The following is a 20,405-nucleotide window of genomic DNA, read 5'->3' as shown; positions in this document are numbered from 1 at the left end:
AAGGAATGTGCATGAAGTTTAGCGGTAAAAATGTATTAGTAACAGGTTCAAGCCGAGGAATCGGAGCGGAAGTGGCAAAAGTATTGGCAAGCTATGGCTTGAAAGTATGGATCAACTACCGAAGCGGCGCGAGCGCGGCGGATGCGGTTAAAGCGGAGATTGAATCAGCGGGCGGACAAGCGGCGGTTATCGGGTTTGACGTAGCGGACGAAGCGGCATTTATGGATGCCATCAAAACGATTATCGATGCGGACGGTGAACTTTCGTATCTCGTTAACAATGCCGGAATCACAAACGATAAACTGGCACTGCGTATGAAGGCCGAAGAGTTTACCAGCGTACTGGATGCAAACCTCACATCGGCATTTATCGGATGTCGCGAAGCGATGAAGGCGATGCGCAAACAAAAATTCGGAAGTATCGTTAATATGGCTTCCATCGTCGGTGAAACAGGCAATGCGGGACAAACCAACTATGCAGCCTCTAAGGGGGGTATGATCGCGATGACAAAAAGCTTTGCCATCGAAGCGGCAACCAGCGGTATCCGCTATAATTGTATCACTCCCGGCTTTATTGCCACAGATATGACGGATGAGCTAAAAGAGGAAGTGAAAGCCGCATTTACCGCAAAAATCCCGATGGCCCGTTTCGGAAATGCTAAAGAGGTTGCGGAAGCAACAGCTTTTTTACTCAGTGATCATGCGAGCTATATCACCGGAGAGACCCTCAAAGTCAACGGCGGAATGTTTATGTAATTAGGGACTTAAAGGGAAAACTTTCCCTCTTAAGTAAAATATGTTATAATTTCGCGATTTTATTCATAGGAACAGGAGCTATTATGGCACTTTTGGAAGATATTAAAGAAGTAGTGGTTGAGCAACTCAGCGTTAACCCGGACGAAGTTAAAGAGAATTCTAAATTCGTAGAAGATCTTGGTGCTGACAGCCTTGATGTTGTTGAATTGGTAATGGCTCTTGAAGAGAAATTCGATATCGAAATCCCTGATGACGAAGCGGAAAAAATCCAAACTGTTCAAGATGTAATCAATTACATCGAAAGCAAAAACTAAAAACCGTTATCGAGGTTTTCCTCGATAAAGCAAATTTATTTTATGGTCTAAGATATTGGCTTAATGGAGCCAAAGTTTCAGACCATCTACCATCAGGAGAGAATGTGAAAAGAGTAGTAGTAACCGGAATGGGAATGATCAATGCCGTTGGTCATGATAAAGAGAGCTCATTCAAAGCAATTTGTGAAGGCGAATGCGGGATTGACATGATCACGATTTTCGATGCTTCGACACAAAGTGCACAAATTGCCGGTGAGGTAAAAAACTTCGATCCTGAATCGGTTATGGATGCACGAGAGGTGAAAAAAGCAGACCGTTTTATCCATCTTGGTATTAAAGCGGCGCAAGAAGCGATGGCGGATGCTAATTTTCCTGAAGATTTTAATAAAGAGCGTTTTGGTATCGATGCGGCATCAGGGATCGGCGGATTACCGTCGATTGAGCGTAGTTCCATTATTCTTGAGACCAAAGGGCCTCGTCGCATCTCTCCATTTTTCATTCCGGGTGCATTAGTAAATATGCTCGGCGGATTTATCACGATCGATCACGGTTTGCAAGGACCGAATCTCTCGGCGGTGACCGCATGTGCGGCAGGAACTCATGCTATCAGTGAAGCGGCTAAAACAATTATGATCGGCGGTGCAGATCAAATGCTCGTTGTTGCGGCTGAATCGGCAATTACCGGTGTCGGGATCGGCGGATTCGCATCGATGAAAGCGCTTTCTACGCGTAATGATGATCCAAAGCACGCGTCACGACCATTTGATGCGGAGCGCGACGGTTTTGTTATGGGTGAGGGTGCGGCGGCATTGGTACTCGAAGAGTATGATGCGGCGGTAGCGCGCGGTGCGCGCATTTATGCTGAGCTTATCGGATTCGGTGAGAGCGGTGATGCGAACCATATCACGACACCAAGCCTAGAGGGGCCACTTCGTGCAATGCAAGCGGCACTTAAAATGGCGGGAAATCCGAAAGTCGATTATGTTAACGCGCACGGAACGAGTACCCCGACGAATGATAAAAATGAAACTGCGGCTCTTAAAATCGCATTCGGAGGAAAAGAGAACTGTCCTCCTGTGAGTTCGACAAAAGGACAAACGGGTCACTGTCTCGGAGCGGCGGGCGGTATCGAAGCGGTTGTCAGTATTATGGCAATGCGTGATGGAATTATCCCTCCGACGATCAACTACGTAAACCCGGATGAAAACTGTGATTTGGATATTGTTCCGAATGCGGCACGAAAAGCAGAACTCAATATCGTTATGAGTAACTCTTTTGGATTTGGCGGCACTAACGGTGTTGTCATTTTCAAAAAAATATAAGAGGGCAAGCCTTTGGCTACCTATTTAGATTTTGAACAGAATATTTGTCAAATTCAAGAAGAGATCATAGCGGCAGAGGTTCGTTATGACCGACACGCCGTAGAGATTCTCAAGGAAGAGTTGGACAAAGAAGTAGAAAAAACGTATGCGAATCTCTCTCCGTATCAAGAGCTTCAGCTTGCGCGTCATCAAGATCGTCCGTATGCACTCGATTATATCAACCTTCTGTTGGATAAAAAATATGAGATTCACGGGGATCGCCATTTTCGTGATGATCTCTCTATTATTTGTTACATCGGAACCATCGGCGAAGAGCGTGTGATGGTCATCGGGGAACAAAAAGGGCGCGGAACCAAAAATAAACTCAAACGTAACTTCGGTATGCCTCATCCGGAGGGGTATCGTAAAGCTCTTCGTGCCGCAAAAATGGCCGAAAAGTTCAAGATTCCGCTTTTGATGCTTATCGATACTCCGGGCGCCTACCCGGGGTTGGGTGCCGAAGAGCGAAACCAAAGTGAGGCTATTGCCCGCAATTTAATGGAGCTTTCTAACCTTAACACGATTACGGTCTCTGTCGTTATCGGTGAAGGGGGAAGCGGTGGAGCGTTGGCGATCGGTGTGGCTGACCGCCTTGCTATGATGCGTTACTCTGTTTTCAGTGTTATCTCTCCCGAGGGGTGTTCGGCTATTTTGTGGAACGATCCGACGAAAGTTGAAGCGGCGACAAAAGCTCTTAAAATCACCTCGGCAGATCTAAAAGATCTTGATTTAATCGATGATATTGTGGATGAACCGCTTATCGGTGCCCATCGTGATAAAGAGGGGGCCGTTAAAGCCCTTAAAGAGTATTTTTTAGGAAAAGTTGCCGAGCTCAAAGTTTTGAGTGATGAAGAACGCCTTGAAAAGCGCTACAACCGTCTTGTTAGTATAGGACAGTATTCCGAATAAGGTTTTTCCTTATTCTTCCCCTTTTTTCTCTTTTTCCTGTTTCTCTTTTTTCTCCGGTTTCAACCGTTTCATTTTTTTTGCCTCTTTTGAAAAAGCAATCAATTCTTCTGTCGTATGTAGTGAAGTCGGAAGAAGTTTAAGGGTTCGTTTGAGCAGTTTGGTTGTCGTCATGGCATCGGAGAGGGCGCGGTGGTGTGTCGCATCACGGTAAAGCTCAAGCTGTTCGTTGAGATAGGCTAAGCCGTATCGTTCCGATTCAAAGGTACGTTCGGCCAAATCTATCGTACACAATGAACGGTTCAAAAGCCGTTGCAGTCCGACTCTCTCCATCATAGCCGAAACAAAATTATAGTCAAACTTCGCATCATGCCCTACAAACACGGCATCTCCCAAAAAGAGACGAAATTCACGCATCACTTTACTCAGAGAAGGGGCTTTCAGGGTTTGTGAAATTTTGATTCCTGTAATCTCTTGAATTTGATCAGAGATATCGGTGCAATAGACTAAACTTTCATACGTATCAAGTATTTTTCCGTTTTGGAGCTTCACGGCACCGATTTCAATGATTTGATGATGAGAGGGTTTGGAACCGTTAGATTCTACATCGACAATACAAAAAAGGGTATCTTCAACTGATGTTGTGCTACTTCGAAAGCGATAGACACCGTTCTCTAAAATGATATTCATCCCTTGGGCTTTGAGAAGCTCCAAGGTGAGGTCGGCTTCACTGCCTAGAGAAGATTCAAACTCCTCTTTCGGGATACCGTTTTTACTCAAGCGGGTTAAAACTTTCGGGTCTAATATTTTCACGCTTTGGCCCTTTTGATAAAAGAGGCAACACGGAGGGGATCTTTTTTTCCATATGATGCTTCAACACCGCTGCTGACATCGACACCGTAAAATCCATAAGGCTTTAAATCGGCGACATTCTCGGGATCAAGTCCTCCTGCAAGGATAATTTTAGAACACTCAATTCCCTCGAACCATTCGATATTCAACCGTTTTCCGCTTCCGCCAAAGCTTTCGCAATAAGCATCTACGAGACGGTATTCATCGGCATACTCAAGGATATCTTCTCGTTTTTTGGCACGTACAACACGCAGTGAAGGGAAATGGATGTGGGTAAAAAAATCGTCTGTTACATCAAAATGGATTTGTGCCAAAGTACAACCTGTCTCTAGGCAGATAGAGCGGATTGTTTCAGGCGTTTCATTGACAAACAAAGCTACTTTTTCAACAAAAGGGGGGAGATTTTTGATGATAGTACAAGCATTTTTAGGGGATATATAGCGAGGTGACTCAGGATAAAATACAAAACCGAGTGCATCGGCTCCCGCATTGATTGCTAGAAGGGCATCTTCAAGATTGGTGATACCGCAAATCTTGACTCTCATACTTTTAGGCTATCAATCGCAGTTTTATAGTCCTTTGAGCCGAATACATAGCTTCCTGCTACACACACATCGACTCCGGCATCTTTGAGCAGAGCTATGTTGGAACTGCCTACCCCGCCGTCGATTTCAATAAGGCAGTTCGGATTGATGGAATCGCGAAGTGTTTTAAGGCGTCGGATCTTATCAACAGCACTTGGTATAAACTTTTGGCCTCCGAATCCCGGATTAACCGACATAACCAGTACCATGTCAACATCACCGAGGAGATATTCTATCGCTTCAGCGGGGGTGTGAGGATTAAGGACGATCCCCGGTTTGATCCCGAGTGAACGGATATAATGGACGAGACGATGAGGATGCTTTTCCTCTTCGATATGAAAGGTAATATATTCGGGTTTGAGTGGAGCGAACAGATCGACAAAAAAGGTATTGTTTTGAACCATAAGATGGATATCAAGGGGTTTAGTGGCTGACGCAGCAATCGCGCTGACAACAACCGGCCCGATGGTGAGATTGGGGACAAAGTGTCCATCCATAACATCGACATGCACCAAATCGCACCCTGCGTCACAAATGGCACGGACATCGCGCGCTAAATTACCGAAATCGGCAGAGAGGACACTGGGGGCAACGAGCATGGTGGACACCTTTAGAAAATCTTTTCGTTATTTTAGCGAAAAAGATTTGTAGCTAGCTTTGGTACTCTTACCTCGTGAGGAAAAAGATAAAGTTGCTCCCCTCGAAACGCAAATTAACTTGAACCCCTTTTTTGTTTTGTGCCATTTCTAAAAGAGAATTAACATCTGCATACGTACGAGGAAGGGTAATATCGACACGGTTTTTTTTCTCACCCAAGAGGGCTTTTGCACGTCCGCCGATGATGTTTACAAACTCCGCCAGTGAGTCAAGTATCGCCTCTTCGTCTTCGCTATCCTCTCCAATGAGGAGTGAACATGCTTTTTTTGCAATATCTTTAGGGAAGATTAGGATAATCATTCCGTCCAAATCGCCGTAAAATCCAATGGAACTAGCGTATTGATTTGCGGCGTTTTTAATTTCCAACGTTTGGATGTTCATCGACTCTTTAACCGCTTGAGCATTGGTCATCATGGCAATAGTTGAAACAGTGGCATCGATAAAACCGGGGAGTTCATTAATAAGTGCTTTTGTGAGGGTTCGAATTTGTTTAGAGGAAGAAGAGCTGCTTCCGCCGAGCTCTTGCAGCAACTCTTTATTTTTAAGGATATCTTCCATTTGATCAAAAAACATGATTCCGGCATCTTCGAGATCGTTTTTAAAACTTTGCGGCGTTTTTTCAAACGTCAATCCTACAAAACAAATAGAAGCGTTATATTCGGCCGCAGATGAGGCGAGTTTGGTGAAAAAGTTAAGGGCATGGATATTCATCGATACCACTTTGTACGCGTCAAAAATAAAGAGTCGAAATCCGACGTTGAGAGAGTTGTTGTGGTAGGCGATGTTAAACGTATCGGTGATTTCAGCATCTAAAAAATTGGCAATGGTATAAATAATGGCATTGCCGGTAACACGGGTTGCAATTTTTTGACCGAACAATCCTAAATAGGTCTCTTCAATAATGGCGTAATAGAGATCAGGACTCTGCTTTTTTTCTTCAAACTCTTTTTTACTTTGGGCGATAACGGGATTGTGGCCGTAATCGAACAGTTCAATCGCCATAGCTGAACGTTGCGATGCATCTTCATTGTACAACAGAACGGTTTTGGAGTCGTTTTTATTGCTAGGCACAAAAAGCTCGGCAATTTTTTCGGTACGGAAAAGAGAAAAAGTGAGAGTGCTGCCGTAAAATTTATTGATCGTAGCGAATTTAGCGGAATCGTAATCGCATAAACCAACCGCTATATGCTTATGCGATCGGATACTGTCCAAAAGGCGAATAAAAACATCCAAGCCGTTTTTGTTAAAAAAGATCACTTTTTTCAGTGATACCAAAAGCATATCGATGTTAAGTGATTCGGTCGCTTTGATATCATCGATAGTGAGAAATGAGGGGGCATTGTTCCCATCCAAAAATCCTTGCGGGTGGAAGATGGCAATGCGCCCTTTAACCGTTGGTCTCATCGTACTCCACCACCTGCATAAAGGATTCATATATCTCTTGGACAAATTCAATTTGGAATTCAACGAATTCATTGAGTCCTGCACTTACGTACGTACTTTGGCTTAATTCATAAAAGAGCAATAAATGCATCCATTGCGCCAATATTTTGTCGTTTGCTGCCAACTCTTGATCCAAGCCGGATGAGGCATGGACGATGCGGCTGATAGAGGGGGATATTTCCCATTTTAGTGCAATCTCGGTACAAATATCAAACAAACTCATTTTGGTGAGCCTATGAAGAATAGTATTGTAATCCAATGCTTTAACACTTCTGAGCTGTTCCACTTCGCTTTTGTACTCACCGAATAGGGCATCACAGACAATAATACTGGCCGGCAAAAGGGTAATAGCACTTTCGTTATCGTGATTGAGAAGATTGAGATGAGTAAGAATTTTTGCCCATTTACGGCTGAGTGAGGCCTGCAAGTCATAAAAAGCTTGGGAACTGAGGTTGAAAAGTCCCCACTCTTTTGGAGCCAAAAGGGTCATTAAATAGTTATATAAAATTTGTTGTGCGGTAGAAATACCGAGGATACTAAAGATTTGCGATAAATCACTTACTTCATTGCGAAACCCGTAGATAGGACGGTTTACCAGCGTTCTGAGATACAGCTTAAGTGCCGGATCTTCTTCTGCACATTTGGCCGCTTTGGTTAGGTCACCGACCCGTACATAATCAAGTGTTTGCTTGACGACAAAGGGGGCAGGGGGGATATTTTGGATGTAAAGCAAAATTTGTTCTTGAGTAACCACGTATCACAGCATCCGATCTTAATTATTTTAATAGAGTCCGCTAATTGTAATCGTCTAATGATTAAAGGAGCCTTTATATGAGGTTGATCCGTTGCTTAAGGTAAACTTTGGGTTTACTGCGATAAAATTCGCAACTAAAATTTACGCAAGGAGCCTCAAAATGGCAAGAAAATGTGCTATTAGCGGTAAAGGCCCGATGAGCGGAAACAATGTTTCTCACGCGAAAAATAGAACTAAGCGTCGTTTTTTACCAAACCTTCGTACTGTTCGCGTAACGCTTGAAGACGGTACTACCAAAAAACTTAAAATCGCTGCTTCTGAACTTCGTACATTGAAAAAAGATTCGTAAACGTCCCCTGAAGGGTATACGTTGAATCTTATTCAAAAGTTACAGAAATTTCTCAATTGGGAGCCTTCTCCCAAGCCTGATATCACTTTGAATGCTGAGTTATACGCTCAGTTTCTCCCTTTTAGAACCCCCCTGATTTTAATCCAGCTTTGTATGATTTTCGGCACGCTCGGCTATATGTACATCGAAGGCCATACTCTTATCAATGCATTATTCCAAACGGGATACACCTTCACGACGGTTGGATTTGGATCTCTCGGAGAGGGAGAATTTTCCCCTCTAGGTAAACTTTTCACGATTACCCTTATTATTTTTGGATTTGCAGTATTTACGCTAGCAATAGGTATTATCGTTGATGTGATTAATCGCGGAGAACTCAAGCAAATTTTGAAGGAGAGAAAAATGTTGTATCGGATTGCCCGTCTTAAAAAGCATTTTGTCATTTGCTATCATAATGAATATGCGGTGCAGGTGACAAAACAGCTGCGAGCGAATCAAATTCCTTTTGTTGTAATCGATCCGAGAGAAGATATGGAAGCACTGGCAAAGCAGTATAAATATCCCTATTATATTCAAGCCGAACCCCATACGGAAGAGGCGATGCTAAAAGCGCATCTCAGTTCTGCCAAAGGGCTTATTACGTTATCGAGTTCCATTGCGGACAATATTGCCCTTATCGCATCGGTGCGACTCTTTGAAAAAGAGCATAAGATTCCTGCACCTTATTATGTTATCAGTTCGGCAGAGGGTGTGAACGATATCGATAAACTCAAAAAACTGGGTTCCGATACGGTGGTCTCTCCGACGAAATTGACCGCGCAGCGTATCACGGCAATGGCCGCACGTCCCGACATGGAAAATTTACTCGAGCAGTTTTTATATAAAAGCGATACTCCGCTCGATATGGAAGAGATATTTGTCCCTAAAACGAGCTGGATGGTTCTTAAAAAGCTTAAAGAGACCCATTTACGCGATATCGCAAATGTATCCGTTATCGGAATTACGAAAAAAGACGGAAAAATGATGCCGATGCCCAAAGGGGATGTTTTAGTTATGAGTGAGTCTAAACTGCTGGTTATCGGGACTCAGAAAGGGATTTTGTTTACCAAAGCATTGGTGAAAAAACAAGAAAAACCGGAGGAACTTAAGTATGTATAAATTAAAAGCTATTGAAGGCGGTGTGTGTGCGGCAAAAGGGTTCTTTGCTGATGGGATACACATCGGATTAAAAAAAGAGGGGGCCAAAGACCTCGCTTTTATCTATTCACAAAAGCCGTGTGCGATTGCCTCGGTGTTTACCACCAATAAAATGACGGCGGCCCCGATACGCCATTTTCGTGCACAGGGAGAGTTTGAAGGAAATTTTGTCCTGATCAACGCCAAAAATGCCAATGCGATGACAGGACGTGCCGGAATCGATGATATAGACGATGTTTTATCGGCAGTGCAAAAGAAATTTCCCGTGATCCAAAACCCTGTGATGAGTTCGACGGGAGTTATCGGGGTACGTCTACCGAAAGCGAAGATTATTGAAGGGGCGATGCATTTCGATCTTACCGCTCGCGAGGGGATCAATGCTTCCGAAGCGATTATGACAACCGATACCTTCTCGAAACGGATCGCTTATGAAGTGGTATTAGAGGATGGAAAATCGTTTCGTATCGGTGCGATGGCGAAGGGTGCGGGGATGATCAATCCTGCGATGGCGACAATGCTCTGTTTTATTACGACCGATGCGGCGGTAGATAAGACAACCATGCAAAGTATTCTCGATGAGGGTGTCCATACGACGTTTAATGCCGCGAGTGTCGATGGGGATACCTCGACGAACGACACTGTGTTGGTAATGGCGAACGGGGAGAGCGGAGTGTTTCATCCGGAAGCTTTCAAAGAAGCGCTAGAATCCATTATGCTCTTTTTAGCCAAGGAGATGGTACGTGACGGTGAGGGAGCTACGAAGCTTGTTACGTATAAGGTAAGCGGAGCGATTAACCATAAAGAGGCGGAAATCGCGGCGAAAGCACTCAGTAATTCACTCCTCGTTAAAACAGCACTGTTCGGTCAAGATCCCAACTGGGGACGGATCGCTTCTACGGTCGGTGCCAGCGGGATTATGTGTGATGAAGCGTTTTTGAGTATCTGGTTTGATGAGGTATGCGTCTACAAAAAAGGGGAGTTGTTGTTTGATGAAAAACTTGAACCTCTCGCCGCGAGCGTTATGCAAAAAAGTGCCTTTACGATACATTGTGATATCGGGTTACAAGACGGTGAATTCATTGCGTACGGATGTGATCTAGGGCATGAATACGTAAAGATAAACGCTGACTATCGCACATAATTTTAACCGTTACTAAAGTGATAGGTTGCTATAATCGCGATAATTTATAGGCAACAGGAAGACCCATGCGCGGATATAAAATTTTCAGCGGTTCAGCGTGTACCGAGTTTGCGGCGGAAGTGTGCAGAACCCTCGATGTTCCCCTCTCCAAAGCTCTAATCAAACGTTTCAGTGACGGAGAGATTAACGTTCAAATCTCCGAGAGTGTTCGCGGACGCGATGTTTTTATCATCCAATCAACGGGTGCACCATCGAATGATAATTTGATGGAATTGTTGATTATGACCGATGCCCTTCGCCGCTCATCTGCTAACTCAATCACAGCGGTTGTTCCGTATTTCGGATATGCACGACAAGACCGTAAAGCGGCTCCTCGTGTCCCTATCACCGCGAAACTTGTTGCCGATATGTTCGAAACAGCGGGGATCGACCGTGTCGTGACGATCGATTTGCACGCAGGTCAGATTCAAGGATTCTTCGATATCCCGGTCGATAACCTCTACGGGGCGATTATTTTTGAAGAGTACATTCGCTCTAAAAATCTCTCAAATCCTGTTATTGCTTCTCCGGACATCGGCGGGGTAGCGCGCGCACGTTATTTTGCCGAAAAATTGGGTCTAGATATGGTTATCGTCGATAAACGTCGTGAAAAAGCGAACGAGTCGGAAGTGATGAACATCATCGGTGACGTTGCCGGTAAAGATATCATTATGATCGATGATATGGTCGATACGGCAGGGACAATGGTTAAAGCGGCGGCTGCTTTGAAAAAACGGGGTGCAACATCGGTTATGGCCTGTGCTACTCACGGTGTTCTCAGCGGAAACGCGTATGAGAATATCAACAACGGTGAGCTTGATGAACTTGTCATCTCCAATACCTTAGTTCTTCGCGGTCAAAGCGATAAAGTCAAGGTTTTAAGTGTTGCCCCTCTCTTCGCCGAAGTCATTCGTCGTGTTTATCATAATGAAAGTGTCAACAGTTTGTTCAGCTAATGGATAATATTCGCAACTTTTCAATCATTGCCCACATTGACCACGGTAAAAGTACGTTAGCCGACCGTATCATCCAAGAGTGCGGAGCAGTCAGTGACCGTGAGCTTAGTAAACAGATGATGGATACGATGGATATCGAGCAAGAGCGCGGGATTACGATTAAAGCCCAAAGTGTTCGTCTTGATTACGTTAAAGAGGGCAAGCATTACATCCTCAATCTGATAGATACTCCGGGCCACGTCGATTTTAGCTATGAAGTAAGTAAGTCACTTGCATCGTCTGACGGAGCCTTACTGATTGTCGATGCGGCACAAGGGGTTGAGGCACAAACCATCGCGAATGTCTATATGGCGATGGAAAACAACCTCACCCTCATCCCCGTTATCAACAAAATCGATCTCCCCGCCGCAGAGCCGGAACGGGTAGCTGAGGAGATTGAAACAACCATCGGGATCGATGCCACCGATGCGGTGATGATTTCAGCCAAAACAGGGGTCGGTATCCGTGAACTGATCGATACGATCGTCGATCGTATCCCTGCACCTAGCGGTGACCCATCCGCTACGACCAAAGCGATTATTTACGATTCATGGTTTGATGCGTATCAAGGGGCTATGGCACTGGTACGTGTGTTTGATGGTGAGATCAAAATGGGGCAGATGATTAAGCTGATGCACAATGATGAAAACCATCAAGTGCTGGAGTTGATGTACCCTCACCCGCTTCGTCGCCAAAAAACGCAAGCGATCAAAGCCGGAGAGATCGGGATTGTGATCTTGGGGGTTAAAGAGGTGGGATCTATCCGTGTCGGCGATACGATTACCGATGCACGAAATCCGACGCGTGAACCGGTGGGTGAATATGCCCCTGCTAAACCGTTCGTATTTGCGGGGCTTTACCCTATCGATACCGATGAGTTTGAAGCGGTGCGCGATGCTCTCGATAAACTCAAACTCAACGACAGTAGCCTCAGTTATGAGCCGGAAACATCGGTTGCTCTAGGCTTTGGGTTCCGTGTCGGCTTTTTGGGGATGCTTCACATGGAGGTCGTTAAAGAGCGACTAGAGCGGGAGTTTAATCTCGATCTTATCGCAACCGCACCGTCCGTTATCTATAAAGTTTACAAGACCGATGGAACGATGATTGAAGTCCAAAATCCGAGTGAACTTCCTGAGCCGCAAACGATCGAGAAAATCGAAGAGCCGTATGTTCGAGCAACGGTGATCGTTCCGACCGATTATTTGGGGAATGTGATCACCCTTTTGACCAATAAACGGGGCATGCAAGAGAAGATGGAGTATCTCAATGAGACACGCGTCATGCTCATCTATGTCATGCCGATGAACGAAATCGTCGTTGATTTTTACGATAAACTCAAATCAACGTCGAAAGGATACGCGAGTTTCGACTACGATCCTATCGAATTTCGTCAGGGTGATTTGGTCAAACTCGATGTTCGTGTGGCGGGAGATGTAGTCGATGCCCTCAGCGTTATCGTTCCGCGCACGTCTGCCGATATGCGCGGCCGAGCATTGGTTACGAACATGAAAGAGATTGTCCCGCGTCAGCTTTTCGAAGTGGCGATCCAAGCGAGTATCGGTAATCGTGTTATTGCCCGCGAGACGGTCAAATCGATGGGTAAAAATGTTACCGCCAAATGTTATGGCGGGGATATCTCCCGTAAACGTAAACTCCTCGACAAACAAAAAGAGGGTAAAAAACGGATGAAAGCGATCGGGAAAGTTCAGCTTCCCCAAGAGGCATTTATGTCCGTCCTCAAAATGGACTAGTTATGCGTTGCATGATGTGCGAGCGGCTTAGCTTCTCACATATCTGCTCCGCGTGTCGAGATTCTCTGCTAACTCCGCAACTCCATAAACGCAAAATTCTTGGGAATATTCCCGTCTACTCCTTTTTTCCCTACAACGATATCGAACCGCTGCTACTGAGCAAACATACCGATGTCGGATACTACATCTATACGATTTTAGCGAAGTGTGCATTCGGGGCATTCGCAAAAGAGTGGCAGTACGAAAATCGTGTCGCCTCCCTCGGCATCGACGATCATGCACTAAGCGGCTACTCTCATACGGCGGTGTTAAACCGTGCATTAAAATCTCCAAACATTACCCCCCAGTATGGAAAACTTCGCGCGACGAATCACCATAAATATGCGGGTAAAAGCGCCGAAGAGAGGCTGTTGAATCCTCGGCAGTTTCGATATACATCATTTGCGGAAAATGAGGTCATTTTGGTTGATGATATCGTCACGACGGGGACAACTCTTAGCGAAGCCTCTGAGGTACTTCATACGAACGGTAAAAAAGTGATCCTCTGCCTCACCCTCACCGATGCGGAGAATAAATAGTTAAGAGCGTCTAGTATTATTCCGAAATGCTACGATGAATTGATAGATCATGACTGCGATTGTGATTCGAACGATGGTGGCGTAAAACTCGATTCCTTTGTATAGCTCAACATCTTTGAATGCGCCGATAGGGTTGGTGATTTGAACAATGTAATTGGTGAAAGTTCGTATTTCAAGATTATTAGCATCTGCTATGAAAAAAGCCAAGACTATAAATGGAATAGCTATAAGAATAAGATAAATATCTTTAGTAAAAGTGTAGCGGTATAGAAAACCCCAACCTGAAATCATTGTTAATGTAAGTGGAAGATACTGATACAAGTTAAAATGAATGACACTTTTATCTTTGTCATCCACTAACCATCCAATATGGTCAAATGCCATGTATCCGATCATTACAATATATCCAAAGAGGATAAGCACTATAAGTGATCTTAGCCAGTCGGTACCGAAATGAGAGACATATTTATTTAAAAAAAGAGTTGTGATTGTTTGCCATCGATTTGGTTCAGTAGAATTTGGATCTTTCAGTTCATCGAAATAGAGTTCTTGTTCGAGAGCAAAATATTTATTAGACTCAGTGATGTTATTATGGGAGTCAAGATGACCTTTGATGAGTCTTGCTGTTTCTTTGTTTACAAAGTTATCTTTTGTAAGTACTTTGCCATTTTCTAGGTCATTATTGTATGCAGATATATTTAAAAGATTTGTATCATCAAAAAAAGTATTAAGTAAATTGAATTTTTTAATTTTAGCATTATATAAGGAGAACTTTTTAGCAAAGGTAGCTCCTTCAAAGTTAGCGTAATTACAAAATATTGTTTTCTTGAAAGAAGCTTGATGATCAAATTGAGTTTCTGAAAAATCGACATCATCTTTGAACGTTGCTTGATTAAAATCAACATTACCATTGAATGTACTTTGATAAAAAAAGACTTCACCTGCAAAACTAGCTTCATTAAAATTAACATAACCAGTGAATATTGCATGACTAAAATCAACTTCACCATTAAATATAGTTTTGAAAAATTGGCTGTTAGCTCCCAACCTGATGCCAGCAAAGTAAGATGCACCTTCAAAGATACATTTTGAGAAAATTACACTATTATCATTTAGATTGTATTTATCAATATCAAAGTGTGGGAAATGGATATAGCGCAAATCCATTTTTTGAGTTTTCATGTAAGATAAGACTTTGCTAAATGCAGAAGTGAATTCAGTTATTTTATCTTTTGAATTATCCCAATCTTCTTTTCCATTGGATATAGTGTACCAACTTTTTTTGTCTTCAAAAAGGATATCAAGTTCTGCTTGATTGATCATACCAGCTTTACACAATTCTTTGATAGTGTAGTTTTTTGATGAGCAATTAGCCACTATTTTGTCCTATTCTTCGGAATACTCTTTAAAAGTTCTCGAAGCATTTGATCGTGGGTAGTCGTAGCATCGATCTCCATGCGGCTTAAATCAGATGTGAAGGAGGCTTGGTAATGAACCCCTTTTTTTGTTATATCGGCACTGACATCCGCATCAAAGTGAATGAGAGGCTGTGTGATCTGATAGTGCTGCTTTAACGTGTTAGGGATCGTTACCCCATTGAGTATAGCAATGTTAATGTGTCCGCTGTTGGCCTTGAGTTCCGCATAGGCAGAAAGTTCTCCTTGTATAGGCGAGGGGGTAGCAAACAGTCCAAAGGTTTGCTCGGCATCTCCCCCTTTGAGATCAAAGATGATGGAAGAGGGCTCCAGCTCGGGGATAAGAATCGTAAGGGAAGTATCACTCCGGGCAACATCGCTAGAGGCGCGCAGACGTAAGAATTTTTCATCCCCTTCGATTCTCCCTTTCACTTTAAAGGCTCCGGCTAAGGGGATACCGACAAACTGCTCTAAAACTCCGGCGTGCTCTAACGAAGCGTCAAGTATCACTTTTACATGAAAAGGTCTTATCTGCCCGTCAGGATCTGCTAAAAACGATTTAAGAGTGAACGATCCGTTGCTATCTTCCAAAATCGGGGTCGGTGTAAAGTGCTCGGTCTTGGTGTTGAGGACAATGTCTCCCTCTATGTCACGTTGATCGAACCCTTTTAATGTAATTTCACCGCTGAGCAAAGTCTCGGTTTTGGAGGGGTAGTCAAGCAGATGGAGAAGCTTTTGATAGTTGATTTCCTCCATTTTGAGATGGAGAGAGGCGAGATGAAAGCGGTGGAGCTCTGTTTGATAGAGAAGATTGCCTCCGAAGATATCTCCGGTTCCGTGAATAGTGAAAGAAGCAATACCGCCGCTGAGGGAGCCTTCTGTTTTAAACGGCTGAGAAATAGGATTGAATCCGTTGTTCTCAAAACACTCAATTCGGTAATGAGCATACATTCGGAGTGTCAGCAGTGAAAAGCCCCCTTGGGTGGAGAGGGTATTGCCAAAGCGATCTTGGATAACGAGTTGAAAACGGTTATAGGTGAGGGAAAACTCTTGAACTTGAATTGGCGTTGAGAGTGCTGAGGTGAGTGATTTCTCGACGATAGGGCTCATGATGCGGTTCCCCACCGGAGTGAAGAGGAGCAATGCGAGAACTACGATTAAGCCGAGAATAAAGAGGAGTACTCTTCCCGGCATAGTGTGGTGAAAGTTGCGAATACGTTTCATGCGAGAGCCAGTATCCACGGCGTACCGATAAGGATAAAAATGAGAAAGGTCAGGAGTGTCACTGCACCGCCGTAGATATAGATATCACGGGCGCTGATGTAGCCGGAACTGAGATAGATCGCATTGCACGATGAGCCTTGCGGGGTAATCGTGGCATTAAAGTTGGTGGCAAACAGCAGCATCATCGCCATCAACTCTCCCGGTACGCCCGATTGGACACCGATGGCTAAAAAGATACCGAACAATGCTAAAAGGTGAGCACTTTGAGAGACAAAGAGGTAGTGGATCAACACATAAATTGTGATTAATACAAGATAGACCCACATCCATGAAAGCCCTCCTAAGTAGTGAGTAAAGTGTTCGGCGATGGCGTTCATAAACCCTTGTTCGGCGAGTTGGGTAGAGAGACCGAAGAGAATAGCAAACCAGATGAGGGTGCTGAGTGCTTCTCCTTGACTTCTGAAATCATCGACCCCGAATACTCTCGTCGCCATCAAAATCCCCAACCCTCCGAAGGCAACCGCTGCTTTATCGATAGGAAATATCCCTGAGAGCGCCCAAAGGGTCAACATTGAGACAAAGACGCCGGCGGTGATCCACTCGTTACGGCTGATGCGCCCCATATGCTCCAACGCAACTGCGGCTTTTTGAGGGGCATCTGGGGTCTCTTTCATTTCCGGGGGGTAGATACGATACAGCATCCACGGGATGAGGGCAAACGCGATCAGGGTCGGAACAATCGCGTACAAAAGCCAGCTGCCAAACGTGATATGGATTCCCATCTTCGCCGCAATTCCCACTCCCACAGGATTGACCGCCATAGCCGTAAGCCATAGACCCGAGGAGATGGTGAGTCCGGCCATCGAAGTCATCATCAGATAGCTACCCGCTCTGCGATGGGTATTATCTCCAACTTTTGAACCGCAGTCATGGGCGAGACCATAAACGATGGGGTAGAGGACTCCGCTTCGGGCGGTATTACTCGGAAACGCGGGGGCAATAAGGATATCGGTGGCGATAACACTGTATCCTAACCCCAGAGTCGAATGTCCGAATTTACGGATAATATGCAAAGAGAGCCGTTTTCCTAACCCTGATTTGTGGACGGCATGGGAAACCAAAAATGCCGCAACGATAAGGAGGATAAAGCTCTCCGAAAATCCCGCATAGGCTTTGGCAGGCTCAATGACTTCCGCCAATACACTGACTGCAAGGGCTATGATAGCAGCGGCAATGATGGGGAGGATGTTAAATAAAATAGCACCGATAGTGGTGATGAAGATCGTAAAAAGATGCCACGTTGATAGGGAAATAGAGAGGGGAGGGGGGGTAAACCACACACCTAGTGCAAAGAGCAACAATAATAGCGGAGGATAAAACCGTTTGATATTCACATTGTCCCCTTTATAGCGGTTCTTATTATAGCATTTTAGGGGGCTTTTTATAGTTGATAGTATAAGACTCAACTATTTTGCATAAAAATATTCATACACCCCTTGACAACAGGTGACTCAATTCATTATAATAACACCGGATTTCAAAAAAGGAGTCGTATAAACTTATGTCAAACGAAGTAAATGAAGAAGTGATCAACGATGAACAACCAGCCCTCCAAGAGGGTGAGGAAGCAGTCGTTGAGAGTATGAGCGAATTAGAAACTATTACGGCTGAATTAGCGTCGTTGAAAGACAAGTACGCTCGCGTACATGCCGATTTCGACAATATCAAAAAACGTCTTGAGCGTGAGAAATATCAAGCGCTAGAGTACGCAAACGAAAAATTTGCAAAAGATTTGATCCCCGTGGTCGATTCGCTTTCTATGGCAATCGGCGCAACGGCTATCGAAGCAGATGCAAATGTTTTACTTGAAAAGCTCAAAGAGGGTGTTGAACTCACGATGAAACAGCTTTTAAGCGTTCTCGAAAAACACGGGGTAACTCCTGTCGATGAGAGTGAACCGTTCAATCCCGATATTCATAACGCAGTACAGCGTGTGGACAGTGATGCTCATGAGAGCGGAGCTATCGTAAACACTTTTCAAAAAGGGTTTCGATATAAAGAGCGAACATTGCGGGATGCAATGGTCGTAATTGCAAACTAAATTTAAAACAAGGAATATATTATGTCAAAAGTTATTGGTATCGACTTAGGAACAACAAACTCATGTGTTGCAGTCTATGAAGGCGGCGAAGCAAAAATTATCCCGAATAAAGAGGGAAAAAACACTACTCCTTCCGTAGTAGCATTTACTGATAAAGGGGAAATCCTCGTCGGTGATCCTGCAAAACGTCAGGCGATCACAAATCCGGATAAAACGATCTACTCGGTCAAACGTATCATGGGTCTTATGATGAACGAAGAGAAAGCAAAAGAGGCGCACGACAAAGTTACCTATAAAATCGTCGATAAAAACGGTATGGCTGCGGTTGACGTTGCGGGTAAAATCTATACGCCACAAGAGATCTCGGCTAAAATCCTTTCAAAATTGAAAGCGGATGCAGAGAGCTACCTCGGACAAGCGGTAAGCGATGCGGTTATTACCGTTCCTGCGTACTTCAATGATGCACAGCGTAAAGCGACCAAAGAGGCGGGAACGATTGCAGGTCTTAACGTTCTTCGTATCATCAACGAGCCTACTGCGTCTGCGCTTGCATACGGTTTGGATTCTAAAGGGGATGAAAAAGTTCTCGTTTACGATCTAGGGGGCGGAACATTCGACGTTACGGTTCTTGAAATCTCTGAGGGAACTTTCGAGGTTCTTTCAACCGACGGTAATGCGTTTCTCGGTGGGGATGACTTCGATAATAAAATCGTTGACTTCCTCGCAAATGAGTTCAAATCCGATCACGGAATCGACCTCAAAGCGGACAAAATGGCGCTTCAACGTCTCAAAGACGCGGCTGAAAATGCGAAAAAAGAGCTCTCTTCAGCAGAAGAAACAGAGATCAATCTTCCGTTTATCACCGCAGACGCATCAGGTCCTAAACACTTAGTTGTGAAATTGACCCGTGCGAAATTCGAGGGGATGATCGATACTCTCGTTAAAGAGACGATCAGCCATATCAAAACAGCGATGAAAGATGCAGGCCTTAGCAACAAGGAAATCAACGAAGTTATCATGGTCGGTGGATCAACTCGTCTTCCAATCGCACAAAAAATGGTATCCGATGAATTCGGCGGAAAAACTCTTAACAAAGGGGTAAATCCGGATGAAGTCGTTGCAGCAGGTGCCGCTATCCAAGGTGGAGTTCTTCGCGGAGACGTTAAAGACGTACTTCTTCTCGATGTTACTCCATTGTCACTCGGGATCGAAACTCTCGGCGGCGTAATGACAAAAATCATCGAAAAAGGGACTACTATTCCGGTTAAAAAATCGCAAGTGTTCTCGACTGCGGAAGACAACCAACCAGCGGTTAGTATTTCTGTAGGTCAAGGTGAGCGTGAGTTCGCCCGCGATAACAAATCTCTCGGATTGTTCGAGCTTACCGGTATCCCTGCCGCACCACGCGGTGTACCTCAAATCGAAGTAACGTTTGACATCGATGCCAACGGTATCCTAACTGTTAGCTCGACCGATAAAGGGACAGGTAAATCTCAGTCTATCACGATTTCCGGAAGTTCAGGATTGAGTGAAGAAGAGATCAACAAAATGGTTCAAGACGCGGAAGCTCACAAAGTTGAAGATGCGGCACGTAAAGAGATCGTAGATCTTCGCAACCAAGCCGATGCACTTGCTAGCCAAACCGAAAAATCTCTCAAAGAGATGGAAGACAAAATCGATGCAACTGAAAAAGCTGCGATCGAAACAGCTCTCGAAGAATTGAAAGTAGTGTTGAAAAATACCGATGCTACCAAAGAAGAGATCGAAGCGGCGACCAAAAAATTGGCAGATGCGAGCCACAAAATGGCAGAGCAAATGTACAAACAAAATGAAGGCGGCGAAGCTGCTGCATCTTCATCAGCGAAAAAAGATGACGACGTCATCGACGCTGAAATCGAGTAATTGCATCTCTCCTCTTTTCCCCTAAGGGGGAAATTCTCCTTCTTAATCCTCATTTGTTATAATATCCCTAATTAAAAGGGAACTATC

General features: G+C 44.4%; 20 protein-coding genes. 12 read left to right on the top strand and 8 right to left on the bottom strand.

Annotated elements, in window-relative coordinates; all coding sequences use genetic code 11:
- Window positions 1–11 precede the first annotated feature (11 nt).
- The 4 genes from fabG (at window position 12) to accA (ending at window position 3,339) form a co-directional block, all read left to right on the top strand.
- Window positions 12–755 carry a 3-oxoacyl-ACP reductase FabG gene (gene fabG, locus Q8O20_RS01590; RefSeq protein ID WP_304738572.1) on the top strand — a complete coding sequence of 248 codons (744 nt, stop codon included), beginning with the start codon at window positions 12–14 and terminating at the stop codon, window positions 753–755.
- 83 nt (window positions 756–838) lie between these two features.
- Window positions 839–1,069 carry an acyl carrier protein gene (gene acpP, locus Q8O20_RS01585; RefSeq protein WP_013459228.1) on the top strand — a complete coding sequence of 77 codons (231 nt, stop codon included), beginning with the start codon at window positions 839–841 and terminating at the stop codon, window positions 1,067–1,069.
- A 104-nt stretch (window positions 1,070–1,173) separates the two neighbouring features.
- Window positions 1,174–2,391 (top strand): beta-ketoacyl-ACP synthase II, encoded by a 1,218-nt coding sequence (locus Q8O20_RS01580; protein WP_305529711.1) that lies wholly within the window; start codon window positions 1,174–1,176, stop codon window positions 2,389–2,391.
- A 12-nt stretch (window positions 2,392–2,403) separates the two neighbouring features.
- Entirely contained in the window at window positions 2,404–3,339 is a 936-nt protein-coding gene (gene accA / locus Q8O20_RS01575; protein ID WP_305529710.1) for an acetyl-CoA carboxylase carboxyl transferase subunit alpha, read from the top strand.
- Between the two features lie 9 nt (window positions 3,340–3,348).
- Here the strand turns inward: accA and Q8O20_RS01570 are convergent, their stop codons facing one another.
- From Q8O20_RS01570 to Q8O20_RS01550, 5 genes are all read right to left on the bottom strand, one after another.
- Window positions 3,349–4,149, bottom strand: coding sequence for a 3'-5' exonuclease (locus Q8O20_RS01570; RefSeq protein WP_305529709.1), 801 nt, complete (start codon window positions 4,147–4,149; stop codon window positions 3,349–3,351).
- Window positions 4,146–4,733 (bottom strand): phosphoribosylanthranilate isomerase, encoded by a 588-nt coding sequence (locus tag Q8O20_RS01565; RefSeq protein ID WP_305529708.1) that lies wholly within the window; start codon window positions 4,731–4,733, stop codon window positions 4,146–4,148. Before Q8O20_RS01565 ends, Q8O20_RS01570 begins: the two co-directional genes overlap by 4 nt.
- Window positions 4,730–5,371 carry a ribulose-phosphate 3-epimerase gene (rpe, locus tag Q8O20_RS01560; RefSeq protein ID WP_305529707.1) on the bottom strand — a complete coding sequence of 214 codons (642 nt, stop codon included), beginning with the start codon at window positions 5,369–5,371 and terminating at the stop codon, window positions 4,730–4,732. The genes Q8O20_RS01565 and rpe overlap by 4 nt, the downstream gene beginning before the upstream one ends.
- A gap of 67 nt (window positions 5,372–5,438) precedes the next feature.
- Window positions 5,439–6,833: a chemotaxis protein CheX gene (locus Q8O20_RS01555; RefSeq protein WP_305529706.1), complete on the bottom strand. Its 1,395-nt coding sequence runs from the start codon at window positions 6,831–6,833 to the stop codon at window positions 5,439–5,441.
- The gene (locus Q8O20_RS01550; RefSeq protein ID WP_305529705.1) at window positions 6,817–7,626 is read right to left on the bottom strand and encodes an HDOD domain-containing protein; all 810 of its coding nucleotides are present in this window, start codon (window positions 7,624–7,626) and stop codon (window positions 6,817–6,819) included. The genes Q8O20_RS01555 and Q8O20_RS01550 overlap by 17 nt, the downstream gene beginning before the upstream one ends.
- Window positions 7,627–7,786: 160 nt before the next feature.
- On the opposite strand from Q8O20_RS01550, the gene rpmB reads away from it, so the two are divergent.
- The 6 genes from rpmB to Q8O20_RS01520 all read left to right on the top strand — a co-directional run bounded on the left by rpmB (window position 7,787) and on the right by Q8O20_RS01520 (window position 13,676).
- Window positions 7,787–7,975, top strand: coding sequence for a 50S ribosomal protein L28 (gene rpmB, locus Q8O20_RS01545; RefSeq protein ID WP_013459236.1), 189 nt, complete (start codon window positions 7,787–7,789; stop codon window positions 7,973–7,975).
- Window positions 7,976–7,996: 21 nt separating this feature from the next.
- Window positions 7,997–9,133 carry a TrkA family potassium uptake protein gene (locus Q8O20_RS01540; RefSeq protein ID WP_305529704.1) on the top strand — a complete coding sequence of 379 codons (1,137 nt, stop codon included), beginning with the start codon at window positions 7,997–7,999 and terminating at the stop codon, window positions 9,131–9,133.
- Window positions 9,126–10,313, top strand: coding sequence for a bifunctional glutamate N-acetyltransferase/amino-acid acetyltransferase ArgJ (gene argJ / locus Q8O20_RS01535; protein WP_305529703.1), 1,188 nt, complete (start codon window positions 9,126–9,128; stop codon window positions 10,311–10,313). The genes Q8O20_RS01540 and argJ overlap by 8 nt, the downstream gene beginning before the upstream one ends.
- A gap of 65 nt (window positions 10,314–10,378) precedes the next feature.
- On the top strand, window positions 10,379–11,308 hold the full coding sequence (locus Q8O20_RS01530) for a ribose-phosphate pyrophosphokinase (protein WP_305529702.1): 930 nt from the start codon (window positions 10,379–10,381) through the stop codon (window positions 11,306–11,308).
- Entirely contained in the window at window positions 11,308–13,098 is a 1,791-nt protein-coding gene (gene lepA / locus Q8O20_RS01525) for a translation elongation factor 4 (RefSeq protein WP_305529701.1), read from the top strand. The genes Q8O20_RS01530 and lepA overlap by 1 nt, the downstream gene beginning before the upstream one ends.
- A 2-nt stretch (window positions 13,099–13,100) precedes the next feature.
- Complete coding sequence (locus tag Q8O20_RS01520) at window positions 13,101–13,676, top strand: ComF family protein (RefSeq protein WP_305529700.1); 576 nt, start codon at window positions 13,101–13,103, stop codon at window positions 13,674–13,676.
- Here Q8O20_RS01520 and Q8O20_RS01515 read toward each other — a convergent pair whose 3' ends face one another.
- From Q8O20_RS01515 to Q8O20_RS01505, 3 genes are read right to left on the bottom strand one after another with little or no spacing between them, the layout of a single operon-like run.
- Window positions 13,677–15,053 (bottom strand): pentapeptide repeat-containing protein, encoded by a 1,377-nt coding sequence (locus Q8O20_RS01515; protein ID WP_305529699.1) that lies wholly within the window; start codon window positions 15,051–15,053, stop codon window positions 13,677–13,679.
- Complete coding sequence (locus Q8O20_RS01510; protein ID WP_305529698.1) at window positions 15,053–16,315, bottom strand: hypothetical protein; 1,263 nt, start codon at window positions 16,313–16,315, stop codon at window positions 15,053–15,055. Before Q8O20_RS01510 ends, Q8O20_RS01515 begins: the two co-directional genes overlap by 1 nt.
- A complete protein-coding gene (locus Q8O20_RS01505; RefSeq protein WP_305529697.1) occupies window positions 16,312–17,709 on the bottom strand; it encodes a DASS family sodium-coupled anion symporter in 1,398 nt (465 codons plus the stop codon). The genes Q8O20_RS01510 and Q8O20_RS01505 overlap by 4 nt, the downstream gene beginning before the upstream one ends.
- 167 nt (window positions 17,710–17,876) lie before the next feature.
- Here Q8O20_RS01505 and Q8O20_RS01500 point away from each other — a divergent pair, with 167 nt between their 5' ends.
- Window positions 17,877–18,416, top strand: coding sequence for a nucleotide exchange factor GrpE (locus Q8O20_RS01500; protein WP_305529696.1), 540 nt, complete (start codon window positions 17,877–17,879; stop codon window positions 18,414–18,416).
- 21 nt (window positions 18,417–18,437) lie between these two features.
- On the top strand, window positions 18,438–20,318 hold the full coding sequence (gene dnaK / locus Q8O20_RS01495) for a molecular chaperone DnaK (protein ID WP_305529695.1): 1,881 nt from the start codon (window positions 18,438–18,440) through the stop codon (window positions 20,316–20,318).
- Window positions 20,319–20,405 lie beyond the last annotated feature (87 nt).

The organism is Sulfuricurvum sp. (assembly GCF_030691015.1).
GTDB lineage: Bacteria > Campylobacterota > Campylobacteria > Campylobacterales > Sulfurimonadaceae > Sulfuricurvum.
This window is presented reverse-complemented; position numbering and strand designations above follow the sequence as displayed.